Here is an 18,106-nt window from a genome sequence, read left to right as displayed (position 1 = left end):
AACAATCGCTTAGCGTTTTCCCAACGCTTAAGGGTATACCTTCTCGGAGGCACTGTCCCTATATGGTTTATCTAACCATCAGCAAGGGAAAGGCATTCTACTGATGGAAGATTCACTTTGCCCCACCTTAAGGCGCAGTAAGCCTTCTCCGGAGGCAACTGCGCCTTAAGGTCCGATTGGTGAATTACAGTGAAACTTGCCGCTGTGTCCTTCAGCGGCTTAGTTGAACCAATCGGGCTCCGCGCGGCTAACCATCAGTGGGGAAAAGCGCCCCACTGATGGAAGATTCACTTTATCATTTCAAATTACTGCATTTTCTCATATAATGGTACATGGCAGTGATGCTGCTGGAAAGGAGCGTGAGTGCATGATTAAAAATATGACAGAGGATGAAATTACTCTACAGGCACTTAAAGCCATTATAGAAAACAGAAAGAAAGATTTCGAAGCCATTGTGGATGAGTTGCAGCCGTATGATGTGGCGAAGCTGTATGAGAGTTTCCCGATCAAGCACAAGACCCGTTTCCTCTTGTTCCTTAACGCACATCTCCTCGCTGATTTGCTGGAAGAGCTTGATACTGACCAACAATTGGAGGTCCTAAATAAACTCGGGGTTGAAAAAACAGGAAAAGTCCTGGACCTGATGGATAATGACGACCTCGCCTCCCTTTTGGAAGAACTTTCTCCTGAGAGGATTACCTCCCTTCTGTCCGGAATGAAGAAGGAAGAGTCAAAAATCGTTCAGGATATTATGAACTACCCGCCCGAAACAGCGGGAAGACTGATGACAAATCGATTCGTCTGGATTCGGAATTATTATACCGTCCGCGATGCAGTCGGAAAATTGAGGTCATTTGCTGATTTTGCCGAAACAATCAATTATTTATATGTAATAGATGAAAAGAGACGGCTTGTCGGCGTTGTCTCCTATCGTGATTTGCTGATTGCCGATGCAGATGAAATCATTAAGAACATTATGTTCGAACGGGTTATCGCGGTCTCGGACATGATGGACCAGGAAGAGGTCGCCAGAATGATTGAGCGATATGACTTCATGGCCATACCCGTTGTAAATGAAGACAATGTCCTTATGGGAATCGTGACAGTCGATGATATTATTGACGTCTTCATTCAGGAAGCGAACGAGGATATTGAAAAACTTTCGGCTGCTGGTAAGTCGATTGACTTTGACACAAGAGCCTTCACAGCTGCATATCGGAGGCTCCCGTGGTTGATTCTTCTCCTCTTTATCGGACTTGTTTCAGGGAAGATTATCAGTTCCTATTCAGAAACGCTCGAAAAGGTAGTAGCCTTGGCATTTTTCATGCCGATGATTGCCGGGATGACCGGTAACACCGGTACACAGTCCCTGGCAGTCGTTGTAAGGGGACTCATTTCCACTGATATCGATAAAAAAGTAATCTTCCGGCTCGTCTCAAGGGAACTGGGGGTCGGCTTGATCATTGGCCTGACCTGCGCCCTGCTTATTTCGGTGATTGCTTTTATTTGGCAGGGAGATTTGATTCTGGGAATTGTTGTCGGCTCTTCCCTTTTCCTCACTCTCATCATTGGAACACTTGCAGGGACAGTCATTCCTCTCGTTCTATACCATTTTAATATTGACCCGGCGGTGGCTTCAGGACCACTCATCACAACCTTGAACGATATTTTTTCATTAATCACTTACTTCGGTATTGCTACATTGTTTTTAAATCAGCTTAAGTAAAAAGGGCGGACCACCGCCCTTTTTAACGTTCTTCCCTAACCTAAACTCCCAGAACTTGGCACAATGGCAAAAAAATGATGCTTCAAGACCCGAATATGAGCCGGTGTTTCTAAATAAACTTCCCCGTCCATGTCTGCCTCCATTTTGCTTTCAGTTTGAATCACAATTTCACTTCCACTGCAATGAAGAACCTCACTTGCGGAATCCTCTTCCAATGTAATATCCAAGGTGAATACTTCCTTCATAAGTGCCAGATTTGTATTTTTTATAATAAAAACATTCGCTTTCCCATCGTCGGCGTGAATGTTTCGGAATGGCAGCTCATTTGTCCCTATATACCGTCCGTTAGCTGCAAGGACCATGACCGCTTCTCCTTCGTACAACTTCCCATCACATTGGACAGTGTAGGAAAAAGGTTCCATTTCCCTCATTGTCCGAATTGCACTGAGGTAATAGCTGACCTTTCCCAACAGCGCTTTCTCGGAATCCTTTATATTGTTCGATACTTCTGTGACAAGTCCTACCCCCCAAAAGTTTAATGCACAATGTCCGTTTATATCCATGGCGTCCAATGGAACAAGTTTTCCCGACACGACCGTTTCTGCTGCCTGCCGAATATCTTGGGGCATATTGAGGGTTCTGCTGATGTCATTGCATGTCCCTCCCGGCAAAATCGCGATGGCGGGTCTTTTGGCTAAAGATGCAAGACCATTTACGCATTCGTGTACAGTTCCATCCCCGCCCAGAATCACAACCAGATCCGTGTGTTCCCCATATTCACTGCAAAGCAGTTGTGCATGGCCAGGTCTGTCGGTTTTCAACAAAAGCAATTCGTCGATGGCCGAACTTAGAATGGGAACACAAATCCTAAGTGTTCTAGAAATATCTTTTTGTCCAGCATTTGCATTGTAAATGAATATCGCATGTTTAAACCTGGCCACTACGCGGTCACTCCTCAAATTCAAAAAATTCTCTTTCCCCAATCTATACCCAACTTGTTCTGTATAGATAACATCGCACTTGGCAAATTGCTGTTTAGGGACTTTTATCATGGGTATATCACCAATAACAATAGTTTAAAGAAAACGTTGAAGGAGGAACATTCATTGGATAATAATTATCAATTCTGGAGCGGCTGGGACAGGCTCGTTTATAAAATCCCCGATTTTTTACTGGCACTCGCTGTATTGCTCATAGGCTGGTTGATCGCTAAGGCCATCGAAAAGGGAGTTTATAAATTACTGCAAAAGTCAAACTTTGATAACCGTCTCTTCTCCCATGTGAAGGATCGGAAATTTTCATCCGAAAAAGTCATCAGTAAAATCGTTTACTATATTTTGCTGGTTTTCGTTTTCATCCTATTCTTTAATATCCTTGACCTTCACCTGATTACAGGGCCATTAATTGCCATGCTCACAGCAATCACTGCCGCAATCCCAAGCCTGTTAAAGGCTGCCCTAATCTTCGCGGTTGCCTGGCTTGTCGCAACAGGATTAAGCTACCTAATTAAGAAAGGCGGCAGGACACTAAGGGTTCATCAGCTATCGCAAAAGCTGAATCTTACGAAAGATAGTGAAGATCCTGGGCTTCTCGCGGACCGGATTGCTAAAATTGTTTTTTACCTAGTATTACTCATGTTTCTTCCTGGAGTGCTGGCAGCCCTTAATATCCAGGGAATCTCAGGGCCGTTTTCAGACATGCTCGGCAGTTTCCTCGCTTTCATTCCGAAACTGTTCTCTGCCGCCCTTATTATTCTCGTCGGCTGGTTCATTGCAAAAATAGTTCGAGATATCGTAACGAATCTTTTGCAGGGGTTAGGGCTTGAACGGCTCGTTGAACGCTTCGGCCTCAGAAAAATGTTTGAAGGAACAAGCCTGTCTTCCGTCATTGGCACAATCGTATTTGTCCTAATTCTAATACCTGCAGTGATTGCTGCACTTGATAGGCTGGACTTGAAGGGCATTTCCGGACCCGCCATCAATATGCTTAACGATGTTCTGACCATGCTTCCTAACATCGTCGTCGCCATCGTTATGGTCTTGGTCGGTATTTGGCTCGGCCGCTGGGCAAATCGTTTCGTGACAGAACTGCTCGACCGGGCCGGCTTTAACGGATTCCTAAAAGGGATCGGAATCGGCAAAGGGACTGCCGCCACACTCTCTCTGTCCAAGATTGTCGGCACCATTGCCCAGGTTCTCATTGTTCTCCTGTTTACAGTTGAAGCGCTGAATCTTGTAGGCCTGGATTTCCTTGTAACACTCGCAACTGGTGTCATCGCGTATCTGCCAAATGTTTTGGCTGCGGTGATTATCTTGATGGTTGGCCTTTGGATTGGCAATTTCATTAAGAAACTACTGGCAAGTATGCTGCAGGGACCGCATTTCGGGCTCCTTTCCTCTGTGGCAAAATATGCGGTCATTGCCATCTCAGTCTTTATGGCGCTCGATCAGCTTGGAGTTGCGGCTTCAATTGTAAATGCAGCTTTCATCCTGACATTAGGCGGACTCGCGTTGGCATTCGGGCTTTCCTTCGGCCTTGGCGGCAAAGAGTTTGCCTCTAAATATCTTGCGCGCCTAGACCAAAAGATTGAACAAACAACGGTTGTCAAACTGCCCCCAGGACAAACGGGAGATTTTTTAAGAGATCAAGCAGGACAGCATGGCAGGCCAATGAACAATGGCGGCCAGCCGGGAACCATAAACCCTAATAATCCGTATACGGATCCGAATAACCATGATCCAAACGATCCGAACAATCCGTTTAATAAAAGATAAACAAAACACACTGCCGGTTGCATGATGCATCCGGCAGTGTGTTTTTGAAATAATGATAAGTTAGACGTCAAGAAATTCGTCTTGACTGAAGGACTCTGTTCCTGGCTGTACATTCATGGAATTCAATCAAACGTTTGATTGATTATTTCTCTAATTGCGAAATAACTTCTTCACAAATTCTGTGCGTTTCCAGCGCGTCCTGAGCTGAAGTTTTAACCGCCGATCCTGTTCGAACAGCTTTCAGAAAATCCTCTGTCATTGAAACAAACCCGCGTTTGACTAATGTCTCCTCCCAATCACCGCTACGAACCTCAGTTTCCTCCATGCCTTTCGAAATTATTAGCCTTGAAAGGTTATAGGCTGTTCTCTTTTCCTCGGGTCCCATAATTGTCGCAATCTCTTCCGTCGCGCCATTGTCTCTGTTCATTATTCCTATCGCTGTCCCTTCAGGCGAAACAAACTGGATGACAACATGATAAAGTGTAGGACCATCCTTTCTCCCATTTACAATTAGCTCCTCAATCGGATAGGGAAATAGGTATCTGAGGGTGTCAATCACATGGATAAAATCATCATAAATAAATGTACGAATATCGCCCGGCAGTGAATGGCGGTTCTTTTGCACAAGGACAAGATTCGGATTCACAACTTCTATTAGCTTATTGACGGCAGGCGCATATCGCCGGTTGAACCCCGCCATTAATATCCTGTTTTGTTTTTCAGCCAGTTCAACCAGTCCTCTGGCTTCCGCAAAATTGTCTGTGAACGGCTTGTCTACAAAGACATGGATACCGGCTTCGAGCAGCTGCCGGACGATTTCAGCATGCGAACTGGTCGAGGAATGCACGAATGCCGCTTCAATCCCACTCGACAGCATTTCTTCAAGACTTGAAGCTAACACAGGGAATCTGTACTTTTGCCCAAGTGCTTCAAGTTTCTTTCTATCTCTCGTATAGAGATGGCATTCGATATTCTCCATTTTACTAATTAAGGGGAGATATGCTTTCTGTGCGATATCACCCAGCCCAATGAGCCCAACTTTCATGTTCCCGCCTCCTTGACTCCTTTTTCCCTTACACTACTCTTAAACTTTCAAGCTGGCAAGAATAGGGAAAGGAAGTCCTCGATTGTTTCTCTAACCATTCTGAGATAAACTAGAGTGTGATATTAATTTTGAGCAGGTGGACTATGAAAGAATTTATATTCAATATTTTAACAACATTGTCTGAACTAGGTTATTTCGGCATTGCCATAGGGCTAATGATTGAAATCATTCCGAGTGAGATTGTCCTTGGCTATGGCGGCTATATGATTTCACAGGGAATTATCAACTTTCCGCTAGCAGTCGTGGCTGGAACAATCGGTGGTACATTCGCCCAGTTGTTCCTCTATTGGGCCGGGTACTATGGCGGCCGTCCATTCTTAGAGAAGTATGGGAAATATGTATTTATCAGCCAGCATCATATTGACCTTTCCGAGCAATGGTTCAAAAAATATGGCGCCGGGGTTATTTTTTCGGCAAGGTTCATTCCGGTTATCCGGCATGCGATTTCTATTCCGGCAGGCATTTCAAAAATGTCGGCAACTAAGTTTACACTTTATACAGTTGCGGCAGTTATTCCGTGGACGATTTTTTTCCTCTATCTTGGGGTAGTCCTTGGTGATAACTGGGCGAATATTAAAGAGGTTGCCAAGCCGTATGTTCTTCCAGCTCTTGGGCTTGCGATTGTACTGGGAGTCGCCTATGTACTTGTAAAACGAAAAAAGGGTTAGGTTGCCAAAAATGGCAACCTTTTTTACTCTAAATGTGCATTTTTTGTCACAAAAAGAGAGAGAAAACCTGTTAAAGTAGAATAGTCTTTTCTTTTTTGGTCTCTCCAAAAACGACACTATCCCCGCTCTTTTTCAATCCTGCAATTCTGTCCTATCATCTTATAGTGTTCTATTGAAGGAGTTAGATGTTTTATGAAAAAAATAAGTTTAGCTTGGCAAATATTGATTGGCCTTTCTTTAGGTATTGCCATTGGGGCTATTTTTTATGGCAACGCCTCTGTACAGAACTACTTGCAGCCTGTTGGCACAATTTTTATCCGACTGATCAAGATGATTGTCGTCCCAATTGTTATATCAAGCATTATTGTTGGAGTTGCCGGTGTCGGTGATATAAAAAAACTCGGGAAGCTTGGCGGCAAGACGCTTCTCTATTTTGAAATTATCACTACGGTTGCGATCATTGTCGGCCTTGTGGCGGCAAACCTGTTCCATCCTGGCAGCGGAATTGATATGGGCGCACTCACAAAAGGCGATATAGGGAATTACCTTTCCACAACTGAAGAGGTCAAATCCCACAGTTTGGCTGATACTTTTATCAATATCATCCCTGCGAATATTATTGACTCACTCGCAAAAGGAGATATGCTTGCCATTATTTTCTTCTCTGTCTTCTTTGGCCTTGGGGTGGCGGCAATTGGTGAAAAGGGGAAGCCCGTTTTGGCTTTTTTCCAAGGAACAGCGGATGCAATGTTTTTCGTGACCAATCAAATTATGAAATTCGCTCCTTTCGGGGTTTTTGCGTTAATCGGGGTAACTGTGTCAAAGTTTGGAATCAGTTCTCTCATTCCATTAAGCAAGCTTGTTTTCACAACGTATGGAACGATGCTGTTCTTTGTCATCGTTGTACTTGGCTCAACCGCCGCCATCGTTGGCATCAACATTTTCCATTTATTCTCCATCCTGAAGGATGAACTTATTTTAGCTTATTCAACAGCAAGCTCGGAAACAGTTTTGCCAAAGCTGATGGAGAAAATGGAGAAGTTCGGCTGTTCGAAGGCAATTACATCATTTGTCATCCCGACAGGATATTCGTTCAACTTGGATGGATCAACCCTGTATCAGGCACTAGCCGCCATCTTCATTGCCCAGATGTATGGAATCGACCTATCTCTTAGCCAGCAGCTTTCCCTCATGCTCGTTTTAATGGTGACATCTAAGGGAATCGCAGGTGTTCCAGGGGTTTCATTCGTTGTACTGCTTGCGACTCTCGGCACAGTCGGCATTCCGCTTGAAGGGCTTGCTTTCATTGCCGGAATTGATCGGATCCTAGACATGGCACGGACAGCGGTAAATGTCGTTGGCAATTCACTTGCGGTCATTGTCATCTCGAAATGGGAAAAACAATTCGACGAAACGAAGGCAGCCGATTATTTAGCAGAGGTGCAGCAACGCGAACCAGTTGTTCTCTAGCTTACTTCACGGGCAAATTCTATCCCTGCTGAAATCAAAACAGTCCCCATTCAATCGGTTGGGGGCTGTTTTTTTGCAAAAAAAATCACCCTCAAGGTTTAAGGATGAAAAACATGTGGTATATAAACTATGTTCTATTAACGTTAATCAGCAGATTAGTTAAGCCATTTTGTAATATTGACACAGGTTCCTTTCCCCTTACCTGTCTGGATCGAGAATTCATCAGCCATCCTTTTTACGGCTGGCAATCCGGCACCCAGGCTTCCCGAGGTGGAATATCCCTGCCTAAGGGCCTGGTTGACATCCATGATGCCTGGGCCGCAATCAATCGCCTGGATTTTCAAGCCCAGGCAGCCATTTTGATTTTTTATTATCTCTATCACGATATAACCTTTTCCTGCATATTTAAAAATATTGCGAGCCAGTTCCGAAATGAGAGTAATAATCCGGGACTGGTTAAACATGCTGAAACCAAGTGTTTTCGAAACTTCTCGCGCTTCTTGCCTCGCTGACATAATATCGCTTTCCGAGTTTATCTCAATATATATTTTATCTGGCTGTGTTCCATGGAATGGGCAATCCCGGCCGTTTTGTTTTGTAATTTCAAAAACCTCCATGCTTGATTCCCCCTTATCAAAACAAGCCGGAAAGGTTTAATAAATCCTTCCTGGCCCGCAAGCGATTTCACTGCAAAATACCGCAGATTTTTGGCAGAATTTTTAGGTGAAATTCGAACTTACCCGATAAATTCCCCAATTTGGAGAAGGTTTACAATGGGTTTTACTTCCTTCAGTATACTGGAAAACCTTGCAAATAACTACAGGAATAAATTCCTAAAGTCATTTTCCCAACTTTTCCATAGTCTTTCCTCAAGTTTTATAAGACTGCCCCAGCCTCAAGACGGACCATGTCCATCTATAAAAACTTTACTATTAAAATAATAGAATAAGTGGAATGCAGATGTTGTCGGAATATGAGGGTTAGGGACAAGCTTTTCACACTATTTTTCGCCATATACTAAGCAACTTCCGATTCTTCTTGTATCATCTCATCTCTAATAGTTGCCATTCTCCTTAATGTTTTGTTAATAATATAGTAAGAAGTTATTAAAACGAATCAATCTTTCCTTTGCAGGTCCGCTTGCCTGCAAGTGACTGCAGTCAGTTATGCAAAAAATGCTGTGTAAAACAGGAGGTGTAGCCCTGGCCTTCAGGGCGTTCCATTGACAATACTGAAATTGCTGCTCGTTATGGTCTTAATTGCTTTAACCGCCTTTTTTGTGGCGACTGAATTTGCAATCGTTAAAGTCAGAAGTTCCAGGATTGATCAGCTGATAGAAGAAAACAGAAAAGGGGCTTTGGCGGCTAAGCATGTCATCACCCATCTCGATGAGTATTTATCAGCCTGCCAGCTCGGGATTACCATTACAGCACTTGGTCTCGGTTGGCTCGGCGAACCAACAGTCAAGGCATTACTGGACCCTGTGTTTAAAAACTTTAATTTGAATCCATCTGTTACAGGAATCCTATCTTTCATCATTGCATTTTCATTCATCACCTTTTTGCATGTGGTTGTCGGAGAGTTGGCCCCAAAAACTTTTGCGATTCAAAAAGCTGAAGAAGTTGCCTTGTTTTTTTCCAAGCCGATTATTATGTTCTATAAAGTCATGTATCCGTTCATATGGGCTTTGAACGGGTCAGCCAGGTTCCTGGTAGGCCTTTTTGGATTAAAGCCGGCGTCCGAGGGAGAACTTGCCCATTCAGAGGAAGAACTACGGATTATTCTTTCCGAAAGCTTTGAGAAAGGTGAAATCAATCAATCTGAATTAACATATGTGAACAACATTTTTGAGTTCGATAACAGGATCGCTAAGGAAATTATGGTCCCCCGGACTGAAATTGTCACCTTCTCCATTGATGACAGCATGCAGGAGATTTTTGAAACGATCAGGCGGGAAAAGTACACCCGTTACCCTGTCGTCGTCGGCGATAAGGACAATGTGGCCGGAATGGTAAACATTAAAGAAATCTTAACGGCTACATTAACGCCTGATGTCCTGACGGAAAAGCCGCTTAGCCATTTCATAAAACCGATTATACATGTCATAGAAACTATTCCAATCCATGAACTGCTTGTAAAACTGCAGAAGGAACGGACGCACATGGCCATTCTTGTGGACGAGTATGGAGGGACAGCAGGAATTGTTACCGTTGAAGACATTCTGGAGGAAATTGTCGGTGAAATCCGGGATGAATTTGATGCGGATGAAGTGGCAGATATACGAAAAATCAACGATGGACATTATATCATGAGCGGCAAAGTGCTTATCGAGGATGTTAATGATATTCTGGGCATTGAGATATCGGATGAGGATATTGACACATTGGGAGGGTGGATTCTTTCCCATACTTACGATGTCAAAATCGGCGACGTTTTGACTGATTTTGGCTATACATTTAAGATTATCGACCTCGATGGGCACCAAATCCTTTATGTAGATATTACCAAAATGGAGGCCAAAGAACCGGAACCCGAATCGGAATATACAGAAGACTAACTAAGAAACATTGAAAACCTTTCTCCGACAGCGGAGAAAGGTTTTTTTTATATGACATTCAATTGTATCAAGTTTCCGGATGGATCCTTAACCTTATAATCCTCTGTTACCTCGGCCCCTATTTCCTTTAAACGGCTTGCTGCATCCCCGCGTTCCTTCTCACCAGCAAAAATTAACGAGAACTGTTTTAAGCCCACACTGTTATCCTTCGGCGGAGGAGCGCCGATGCCATTCCACGTATTCAATCCGAGGTGATGGTGATAGCCCCCGGTTGACATGAATAAAGCCTGTGGATAGCGGCTGACCAAATTAAATCCAAGCCCATCCCCATAAAAATTCTTCGCATCCTTTAAATTGGCAACGTGAAGGTGAATATGCCCCATGATGGTTCCCTCTGGGATTCCCATCCACTTCTCCTTGCCAGCTTCGGCAAGCAAGCTTTGGGCATCAAGTGGCTTCGTTGCCATTTCAACCTCTTGGTTAGCCCAGTTCCAGCCTGATGAAGGGCGGTCAGCATAGATTTCAATTCCATTCCCATCGGGGTCATCCAAATAAAGAGCTTCACTGACCAAATGATCTGAAGCGCCGATCGGGTAGTCAATCTCGAGCAAATGACGTAATTTTTTGCCCAAGTCCGCTCTCGTTGGCAAAAGAATTGCGAAATGGAACAGACCGGTAGTCCTCCCTTGCTTCGGGATAACATTTTTCGGCTCTTCAATGACAAGCAGCGGATGGGTCCCTGCCCCCATTACTGCCGATCTTTCCTCTTTATCTAAAATGTGCAACCCAATAACCGATTGATAAAACTCCACCGACCGTTCAAGATTTTCAACTTTAATATGGACGGTTCCTATGAATGTATTTGGATAACGATGAAAATTCATTTCCAAGGCGGCATCCCTCCTTCTACAGTTAGTTACTTTATGTAAGTAATGATAATATTGAGGATTCTTCCTGTCAATGAATCCGTTTGCCACACTGAAGCCAATCCATTCTTTATTGTTGATTTCCAAGACGGCTAGTCCCTCTTTTAGATTAACCGTTTCAGAATTAAAACATGTACCAACACATCCAACCGGATAACTACCATTTTCGGATTATTAAAAATTTATTGTTGCGTTCTAAATTATTAGAACGTACAATAAACCTAAATCGAGATAATAAATTAGAAAGCGGGCTAAGAATGGACTATAAAGTAATGGAGATTAATCTTGAGCAACAAAAACTCATCTCAACTCCTCTTAGAGACAAGATCATTTATTTATTGAGTGAGCGGATCATGACTGCCAAGCAGGTTGCGGATGAACTTGGCAAAACGGCCGGAAGTATTCATTATCATATCCAACTGTTGTATAAAGGAGGGATTCTTGAACTTGCTGAAACGAGGGAAAACAAAGGGATTGTCGAAAAGTATTACCGTTCCAAAGCCACCCATTTTCATTTAAAGGGAACTGACCCTAGGCGGAAAGGAATCACGACAAAGGGAATCAGCCTGGAGTTTACAGAAGAGGAGCTCAAAGAATTTGAAGATGATTATGATGTCCTTTTGGAAAAATGGCTAAAAAGGACTGTCTCGCATAAAGAAGGCAGGTCATCCTATACGCTTTCACTCGAGTTTAAAAAACATCCCTCCGGAGAGGACGTGTAACGTTTGGAACAAGCCGTCAAAAGAAACCTGTTCCTGTTTGTCCCAGCCAAATTGATTGCCATCCTTGGTTCCTCAATTTACAGTTTTGCCATCGGTCTTTATATTCTTAACCAAACTGGTTCAAGCCTCAATTTTGCAATTACACTTCTGATGGGGAGTGTTCCGCGTATCGTTCTCTCTCCGCTCGCAGGAACAGTGGCTGATCGGTTTGACCGAAAAAAAATCATTATTGTCATGGATTTTGCCTGTGCCATTTGGCTTGGATTCATCCTCTTTCTCTTCACCACCGTTACACAGGAAATTTGGCTTTTATATGCAGCGACGGCGGTTTTGACCACATTCAACACGTTCTACTCCACGGCGGTAACCTCCACAGTTTATAACATGGTTGGCCCCGATCACTTACAGAGGGCCATGTCTTTAAACCAGTCAGCAGCATCGCTGTCAAATATACTCGGCCCAATGCTGGGTGGCGCCCTTTTCGGGTTTATGCCGATATCATCATTCATGGCCATCAATATTGTAGCTTTCACCATTTCCGGTGTGTTCAGCTTATTCATCCGGTACAATTTATATGCAGGTCAGAAGGATGACTCGGAAAGCACTGGTTTCTTCGAGGACCTGAAGCAGGGATTTGTCTATGTCAAAAACGAAACCTTCATTAAACATCTTATCCTGTTCGCGATCTGGCTGAACTTCTGGTATGCGGCTGCTCCAATTGCGCTGCCGTATATTGTCCTCATTGTAAGGAAGATGCCCGCCTACCAGCTCGGAGTGATTGAAGGCGCCTTTTCGATCGGCACCTTGCTAATCGCGCTCATTCTTTCGGTCAGGCCGGAAATTAAAAATAAGGAACGTGCAATTCTTGGCGGCGTGACCGGTATGTCAGTAATCCTTATTCTTCTCGGTTTTCCAAGCCTTCCGGCAGTTGCAGGCATCCCAAATTCACTTATATTCGTCTATCTGATTGTACTAGTGTTGATTAACTCTTCCCTAGGCATGGTCGTCAATATGCCGATCTTTGTCCTTTTGCAAAAGAAAACGCCCGACAAGCTGCGCGGACGGGTCATGGCCCTCCTTGAAGCTGGTGCGAGCGGTATGGTTCCAATCGGATTAATTTTATTCGGGGTATTATTTGAAAAAATGCCCGTATGGTTTATCTTGGCGGTTTGTGGTTTTTGTGTCCTCACTCTTGTTACCTACCATGTCCTGAAGAAAACTTTTACACATCATTTGCAGGAGGAAAACGAAGATGCTCCCCCGCTTCCTGCCCGTACAGGAGCCTAAAGTGTGTGGTTGTCACGCAAACCATACTTGAGTGACAACCAAACAGAGCTTTCGAGTTTTGTTGTCACTCAAACCGCTCCTGAGTGACAACTAAACAGCATTTTCGGGTTTGGTTGTCACCGCAAACCATACTTGAGTGACAACCAGAAAGCGGTTTCGGGTTTGGTTGTCACGCAAACCACGCTTGAGTGACAACCAAACAGAGTTTTTGAGTTTTGTTGTCACGCAAACCACTCTTAAGTGACAACTAAACAGCATTTTCGGGTTTGGTTGTCACGCAAACCGGTCTTAAGTGACAACTAAACAGCATTTTCGGGTTTGGTTGTCACGCAAACCGCTCTTAAGTGACAACTAAACAGCATTTTCGGGTTTGGTTGTCACGCAAACCGCTCTTAAGTGACAACTAAACAGCATTTTCGGGTTTGGTTGTCACGCAAACCATCCTTGAGTGACAACTAGGCAGCGTTGCCGAGCTTGGTTGTCACGCAAACTACTCTTGAGTGACAATCAGACAGCGTTTTAGAGTTCTGTTGTCACGCAAACCATCCTTGAGTGATTCATTTCAGGCGCCCGCCAAAAAGCCGGTGCCTATGTCCTTTCAACCTTGTTTCTCCCTGCATGCTTAGAAAGATAGAGCGCTTTGTCAGCCCTATCCAGGAGAGTAATAATGGTATCCCCCTTTTGAAATCCTGCAACCCCAAAGCTTGAAGTTACTTTGCCGGCAATAGGGAAATGATGTGATTCCATCCGTTTTCGTAATCGTTCGGCAAGCTCCACTGCCGCTTCTTCAGGCTTTTTGATTATAACAATAAACTCCTCGCCTCCCCAGCGCCCGAATAACTCTTCCCGATTGAGCTCAGATTTAATCAGCTTTACAAGCTCCTTTAGAACAGCATCTCCTACTTGATGCCCGTGCAGGTCATTTACTGTCTTAAAATGATCAATGTCGAAAAAAGCAACTGAAAATGACCCTTTGCCGCTCTCGGATTTCTCAATATAATGCCCGAGCCACTTGTCGATCTGGTGGCGGTTTGCAATCCCTGTCAGTGAATCAATATAAGCATCCCTTTTGGCAACAGCCAGTTCCGAATAGACCTCCAGCAAATGGCGGGCAAAATACAGCGCAACAATATAAACAATATTGGCCAAATAAAATTGCGTAAAAGAATCAATCTGTTCAGCTGAAAATTTCCCGAAGTTCAGGATTCCTGGAATAAGAGTGATCGCAACTAACATAAGGGAGAACAGAAGGCCCTGCCTGTTTTTTAAAGTGATAAAGATGTAGGCCATAAAAATCGGCATCCAAATGATAAAATCGCCAAGTGAATCGTGGCCCTTTAAAATAACACTATAGACAGCATCATAAAATGTAATAATATGATAGAGACTGACCAGGAATAAATTTGAAATTTCAATAAAGCGAATCTTACTGTTCATAAAGATCATAAACCAACTAACGCTGAACCAGGCCATCAGGACCGTATTAAGTATTGAACTGATAAAAAAATCTTCGTTTGCATTGTTTTGCAAAAAGTTGTTAAGCAAAAGAGAAACGAGTATACAAGGAATAACCCATAAATAGATTGCTCGTTTCAATGAAGTTAATGACTTGTATTGTTTTGCCATTAGGGCTGCCTCCGTTTGGCCTTAATAAGTAAAGTAGGTATGTATGATTTTCCATTATTTTCCCTATAACATTACTATACTATAATTCCTCTCCTCGTCTAAGCAAATGTTTGACTTTTTTCAAAATGATTCGCAGATATCCTAGAAAACATAGTAAGATTGCATTAATAGGAGGGGAGCAAGTTGGAAGCATTGTTTCGCTATAACTGGATGGTTCGGAAAGAATGGGTTCAATGGTGCGAGGAAGTAAGCCAGGAAGAACTATTGGCAAAACGAACCGGAGGAGTAGGCAGTATTCTTCAAACCCTTTTCCATATTATCGACGTGGAATGGAGCTGGATTCGGCTCATTCAAGGAAAGCCGGATTTCCAGGAAGATTTTGAAAAACACAGCACCCTCGAAAAAATCAGGGAGCTTGATGCAAGGTTTCATGAAGAAGTTGAAGCGTTCGTCAGAAATTGGGATTCTAGTAAAGAGAATAATCTTTATCAGGAAACAACGCCTGATGGACGAATTCTTACAGACACATGGGGTGAAGTGATGCGCCATGTAATAGCCCACGAGATTCACCATATAGGTCAATTATCCGTTTGGGCGAGAGAGCTGGGCAGGAAGCCGGTCTCTGCAAACTTTATCGGGCGCGGGCTTTTGCCTGAGAAGAAGCTTTCAGAATAGCAAAAAGGCATCGATTTTCCGATGCCTTTTGTGTGTAGTGCCCTTAATTAACCTTTTTAGGCCAAAAGCTATACTTTCCAAGAATGGAAATCAATGCCGGAATCGCAATCGGGCGGACAATAAATGTGTCTACGAGCACCCCGATTGCCACAGTAAAGCCGAATATGCGAAGCTCTACTACCGGCTGAGTAATCAGGACCGCGAACGTTGCAGCTAAAATCAGACCGGCAGATGAAATGACCCCGCCTGTTTTTCCAACCCCTTCCCTCACAGCATCTTTAATTGGAAGGTGTTTCTTCTCTTCCCGGATGCGGGAAATCAGCATGATGGAGTAGTCAACTCCGAGAGCTACAAGGAATACGAACGTATAAAGCGGAATCCGGTAGCTGATGCCCTGATAACCGAGTAGATCCTGGAAGAAGAATATACTGAATCCAAGCGCGGCCCCGTAGGACAAAAGAATGGTGCCCATCATATAGAGCGGGGCCACTAAAGAACGGGTCTGGATGGCAAGCATTATCAGGATCAGCACCGTCACAATGGCGATAATACGAATCTCATCATCGTGGCTGGCATTTCGGATATCGGTTTTTTGGGAGGTTTCACCGGCAAACAACAGTTTTGCATCAGCAATTTTACTCGCTTTTAATAGTTCCGGAGATTGAGTGCGAAGCTTTTCCAGTTCGTCAAAAGCCTTTTCAGTGTAAGGATTGCTTTTGAAAACCAAATTGATTTTCGCGACATTCTGATGGTTCTCAGCGAATGGATGACCCTGGATTTCTGCTTTGGAAATCCCGTCAAGGCTATACAGTTCCTTGGCAAGCGCCTCGACCTGTTCCGGCGCCAAATCATTTTTTGCCTTTACAATAACGGTCGTCGGCGCGATTTCCCCTGCCGAGAAGGCATCATTCAGCTTATTGTAGCCCTGGATGGATGACATCTCTTTCGGGAACGAATCAAGCAGGTTAAAGGTGTAATGCGTCTGTCTGACCATAGACGTGAAGAATACTAAGATGACCAAAACCGGAATCAGCGATATCCATGGCTTTTCAGTTACAAACCGTCCAAGCTTATGCCAGAAGCCCTCCTTTCCAGCCCGCTTAACCGCGCGTTTACGGGGATTCGACGGCCAAAAAGATTTCTCGCCCGCAATCGCAAAGAGCGCCGGCATCAAAGTTAAACCCGTCAGCAGCATAACTGCGACTGCCACGGCAAATACAGGAGCAAAATTACGGTAAGCCTCATAAACCGCAAAGAACAGCGTCAGCATACCCATAAGAACGGTCCCGCCGCTAAAGATGATCGGCTCTGTCACAAATTTGGCCGCATTTTTCATCGCATCATTCACAGGCAGGCCTTTTTCAAGCTCTTCACGGAAACGGGCAAACAGCAGGAGTGAATAGTCTGTAATGACCGCGAACAGAAGAATCATCATGATGGACAGTGACTGGCTTTCGATTCTGAACCAGTCATATTTGCCCATCAACCCAAGAAGCCGGTCAACGACTGAATACGATATCCCCGCCCCAATCAACGGGATAAATGCAAGCAGTGGCGAGCGGTAAATTAAAATCAGAACGACAAAAATCAGCCCTACTGTTGCCAAAATTAAAACAACGTCAGCTTTTGAAAACATTTCATACGTATCCGCCATAATGCCTGCCGGACCAGTAAAGTAGGTCTCAAGATTGGAAGGCATATCTTTCGCCACTTCTTTTTTCAGCTCGTCCATCTGCAATTTTACTGCTTTATTTTCCATCCCTACAGGAAACAGGACGGGTATAAAAAATGTTGTATTGTCTTCCGAAAAGAACGAGGCGCGCGCCGGCTTTGGCATCATCGAAAGCGGCACAACCGACAAGTCCTCCTCAGTCTCGTTCATGACTTTCTCTACATTACTAATGGCTTTTTCAACATCTTCATCATTCAGGCCGTCCTTGCCATGAATGACAACGAATAGCGGAACTCCTTCTGACGAAGGGAAGTATTCCTTGAGGGTTTTTTCTGCTTTAATGGATTCGGCCGTTTCGGGTAAACCGAAGTTCTTTTCCGGCGAAGTTTGTTCTTTTGCGCCAGGCGCGATGCTCGAAAGCACTCCTGCAGCAAGAAGCCAGTAGAACAAGATAATAATCCATCTTTTTTTCTCTCTGAGGATTTTCATCATGTTAGCTGCCTTCTTTCGTATCAATCATGAATGTTGTGACAATAAAGATTCCAAAGCTTATCAACAGGATTGAACCGCCGGCAATATAAAAAACGAGGACGAACGTACTATCCATCATCGCGTTCAGCCACATGCCCGCTGTTAATCCAATTGAACCAATTACAGTCGTCCATCCATGAATTGAGACTAATTTAGAAGATTTGATTTTAAAAACACGGTAGAAAATCCCCCATGCAAAAACGGACAGCCAGCCTACTACAAGAATATGGGCATGAACCGGGCGGAACTGATATCCTCCCGAACCCGCCATATGTGAACCTAATACGGCTCCGACCAGACCAAAAATGGCCGCGAGCCTGATTAATCGTAAACTCCATTTTGTTTCCATCATGTCAACCTCCATAGA

The 18,106-nt window shown here is 44.0% G+C and carries 15 protein-coding genes; 8 read left to right on the top strand and 7 right to left on the bottom strand.

The annotated features are described in order from the left end of the window. The first annotated feature begins 367 nt into the window (after positions 1-367). The gene (gene mgtE / locus D1B31_RS19535) at positions 368-1,726 is read left to right on the top strand and encodes a magnesium transporter (RefSeq protein ID WP_118923570.1); all 1,359 of its coding nucleotides are present in this window, start codon (positions 368-370) and stop codon (positions 1,724-1,726) included. Positions 1,727-1,761: 35 nt separating this feature from the next. Here the strand turns inward: mgtE and D1B31_RS19530 are convergent, their stop codons facing one another. Beyond that, entirely contained in the window at positions 1,762-2,667 is a 906-nt protein-coding gene (locus D1B31_RS19530; protein WP_192894808.1) for a diacylglycerol/lipid kinase family protein, read from the bottom strand. A 165-nt stretch (positions 2,668-2,832) separates the two neighbouring features. On the opposite strand from D1B31_RS19530, the gene D1B31_RS19525 reads away from it, so the two are divergent. Beyond that, positions 2,833-4,500 carry a mechanosensitive ion channel gene (locus D1B31_RS19525; protein ID WP_240035355.1) on the top strand — a complete coding sequence of 556 codons (1,668 nt, stop codon included), beginning with the start codon at positions 2,833-2,835 and terminating at the stop codon, positions 4,498-4,500. A gap of 142 nt (positions 4,501-4,642) precedes the next feature. On the opposite strand, the gene D1B31_RS19520 is transcribed toward D1B31_RS19525, so the two are convergent. Next, positions 4,643-5,545 (bottom strand): Gfo/Idh/MocA family protein, encoded by a 903-nt coding sequence (locus tag D1B31_RS19520; RefSeq protein ID WP_118923564.1) that lies wholly within the window; start codon positions 5,543-5,545, stop codon positions 4,643-4,645. 143 nt (positions 5,546-5,688) lie between these two features. Here D1B31_RS19520 and uptA point away from each other — a divergent pair, with 143 nt between their 5' ends. Together uptA and D1B31_RS19510 are read left to right on the top strand one after the other, a co-directional pair. Continuing rightward, entirely contained in the window at positions 5,689-6,273 is a 585-nt protein-coding gene (gene uptA, locus D1B31_RS19515; RefSeq protein ID WP_118923562.1) for an undecaprenyl phosphate transporter UptA, read from the top strand. A 192-nt stretch (positions 6,274-6,465) separates the two neighbouring features. After that, entirely contained in the window at positions 6,466-7,743 is a 1,278-nt protein-coding gene (locus tag D1B31_RS19510) for a cation:dicarboxylate symporter family transporter (RefSeq protein WP_118923560.1), read from the top strand. A 155-nt stretch (positions 7,744-7,898) separates the two neighbouring features. On the opposite strand, the gene D1B31_RS19505 is transcribed toward D1B31_RS19510, so the two are convergent. Continuing rightward, a complete protein-coding gene (locus D1B31_RS19505; RefSeq protein ID WP_240035357.1) occupies positions 7,899-8,258 on the bottom strand; it encodes an anti-sigma regulatory factor in 360 nt (119 codons plus the stop codon). A gap of 707 nt (positions 8,259-8,965) precedes the next feature. Between D1B31_RS19505 and D1B31_RS19500 the strand changes: the two genes are divergently transcribed. Further along, the gene (locus D1B31_RS19500; protein ID WP_118923555.1) at positions 8,966-10,300 is read left to right on the top strand and encodes a hemolysin family protein; all 1,335 of its coding nucleotides are present in this window, start codon (positions 8,966-8,968) and stop codon (positions 10,298-10,300) included. Positions 10,301-10,347: 47 nt separating this feature from the next. On the opposite strand, the gene D1B31_RS19495 is transcribed toward D1B31_RS19500, so the two are convergent. Further along, positions 10,348-11,184, bottom strand: coding sequence for a VOC family protein (locus tag D1B31_RS19495; RefSeq protein ID WP_118923610.1), 837 nt, complete (start codon positions 11,182-11,184; stop codon positions 10,348-10,350). Positions 11,185-11,483: 299 nt separating this feature from the next. On the opposite strand from D1B31_RS19495, the gene D1B31_RS19490 reads away from it, so the two are divergent. Then, positions 11,484-11,948 (top strand): ArsR/SmtB family transcription factor, encoded by a 465-nt coding sequence (locus D1B31_RS19490; RefSeq protein ID WP_240035354.1) that lies wholly within the window; start codon positions 11,484-11,486, stop codon positions 11,946-11,948. A gap of 3 nt (positions 11,949-11,951) precedes the next feature. Then, positions 11,952-13,235, top strand: a complete 1,284-nt coding sequence (locus tag D1B31_RS19485; protein ID WP_118923554.1) for an MFS transporter — start codon at positions 11,952-11,954, stop codon at positions 13,233-13,235. A gap of 588 nt (positions 13,236-13,823) precedes the next feature. Here the strand turns inward: D1B31_RS19485 and D1B31_RS19480 are convergent. Next, positions 13,824-14,861, bottom strand: coding sequence for a GGDEF domain-containing protein (locus D1B31_RS19480; protein ID WP_118923552.1), 1,038 nt, complete (start codon positions 14,859-14,861; stop codon positions 13,824-13,826). 183 nt (positions 14,862-15,044) lie between these two features. On the opposite strand from D1B31_RS19480, the gene D1B31_RS19475 reads away from it, so the two are divergent. Continuing rightward, a complete protein-coding gene (locus D1B31_RS19475; protein WP_118923550.1) occupies positions 15,045-15,536 on the top strand; it encodes a DinB family protein in 492 nt (163 codons plus the stop codon). A 43-nt stretch (positions 15,537-15,579) separates the two neighbouring features. Here D1B31_RS19475 and D1B31_RS19470 read toward each other — a convergent pair whose 3' ends face one another. Beyond that, positions 15,580-17,700, bottom strand: coding sequence for an MMPL family transporter (locus D1B31_RS19470; protein WP_118923548.1), 2,121 nt, complete (start codon positions 17,698-17,700; stop codon positions 15,580-15,582). Position 17,701: 1 nt separating this feature from the next. Continuing rightward, entirely contained in the window at positions 17,702-18,088 is a 387-nt protein-coding gene (locus D1B31_RS19465; protein ID WP_118923546.1) for a hypothetical protein, read from the bottom strand. Between the last annotated feature and the right edge of the window lie 18 nt (positions 18,089-18,106).

This window comes from Neobacillus notoginsengisoli, from assembly GCF_003515685.1.
In the GTDB taxonomy this organism is placed as follows: Bacteria; Bacillota; Bacilli; order Bacillales; family Cytobacillaceae; genus Bacillus_D; species Bacillus_D notoginsengisoli.
The sequence above is the reverse complement of the archived record's forward strand: the minus strand, read 5'-3'. Positions and strand labels throughout refer to the sequence as shown.

What these genes read in the sequence shown, in the direction of transcription:
- D1B31_RS19480 (WP_118923552.1), bottom strand. Translation starts at nt 14,861, where the DNA reads ATGGCAAAACAATACAAGTCATTAACTTCATTGAAACGAGCAATCTAT.
- D1B31_RS19490 (WP_240035354.1), top strand. Translation starts at nt 11,484, where the DNA reads ATGGACTATAAAGTAATGGAGATTAATCTTGAGCAACAAAAACTCATC.
- D1B31_RS19465 (WP_118923546.1), bottom strand. Translation starts at nt 18,088, where the DNA reads ATGGAAACAAAATGGAGTTTACGATTAATCAGGCTCGCGGCCATTTTT.
- D1B31_RS19470 (WP_118923548.1), bottom strand. Translation starts at nt 17,700, where the DNA reads ATGATGAAAATCCTCAGAGAGAAAAAAAGATGGATTATTATCTTGTTC.
- D1B31_RS19495 (WP_118923610.1), bottom strand. Translation starts at nt 11,184, where the DNA reads ATGAATTTTCATCGTTATCCAAATACATTCATAGGAACCGTCCATATT.
- D1B31_RS19505 (WP_240035357.1), bottom strand. Translation starts at nt 8,258, where the DNA reads ATGTCAGCGAGGCAAGAAGCGCGAGAAGTTTCGAAAACACTTGGTTTC.
- D1B31_RS19520 (WP_118923564.1), bottom strand. Translation starts at nt 5,545, where the DNA reads ATGAAAGTTGGGCTCATTGGGCTGGGTGATATCGCACAGAAAGCATAT.
- uptA (WP_118923562.1), top strand. Translation starts at nt 5,689, where the DNA reads ATGAAAGAATTTATATTCAATATTTTAACAACATTGTCTGAACTAGGT.
- mgtE (WP_118923570.1), top strand. Translation starts at nt 368, where the DNA reads ATGATTAAAAATATGACAGAGGATGAAATTACTCTACAGGCACTTAAA.
- D1B31_RS19510 (WP_118923560.1), top strand. Translation starts at nt 6,466, where the DNA reads ATGAAAAAAATAAGTTTAGCTTGGCAAATATTGATTGGCCTTTCTTTA.